This is a genomic window from Paenibacillus forsythiae T98, assembly GCF_000520735.1.
In the GTDB taxonomy this organism is placed as follows: domain Bacteria; phylum Bacillota; class Bacilli; order Paenibacillales; family Paenibacillaceae; genus Paenibacillus_AQ; species Paenibacillus_AQ forsythiae.
This window is the reverse complement of sequence record NZ_ASSC01000147.1, coordinates 1-379: the sequence shown is the minus strand read 5'-3', so window position 1 is coordinate 379 and position 379 is coordinate 1. Positions and strand designations below refer to the sequence as shown.

General features: G+C 64.4%; 1 protein-coding gene. It reads right to left on the bottom strand.

Features of this window, described 5'->3' with window-relative positions; genetic code table 11:
- Positions 1 to 379: hypothetical protein (locus L692_RS32410; protein WP_036722146.1), on the bottom strand; the 379-nt coding region annotated here is incomplete at both ends.

The window sequence follows — 379 nt, the reverse complement described above, 5'->3', positions numbered from 1 at the left end:
GGCCCCCTGCCGATACTCCCCCCAGCCCGAGAGCTATGCCCTCCCAGGGGCTGATGAAGTCGCGGCCTGTAAAGTACTCCTTCTTCTGGAGCGCCATCCCTTTGCTCAGCTCCAGGCTGGCCCAGCTCTCATTGGCTTCCTCGACCTGCTTCTTCCGCACGTCGCGCACAGCCTGGAGCAGCCGGATCTCCTGGGTCGAACGGAGAAGAGAAAGCCCCTCGGCGTCGAACTTCTCCAGTACGGAGAGGAGCTTGTCCCCCAGCGCCCTGACCTCACCGCACAGCTCTGCGGCTTTGTACGCCAGCCGCTCGAAGCGGTAAGGACTCGGCGCGGCGGCCATATCGCTCATCACACTGCCAAGGTCAACACCCGCAGCCGC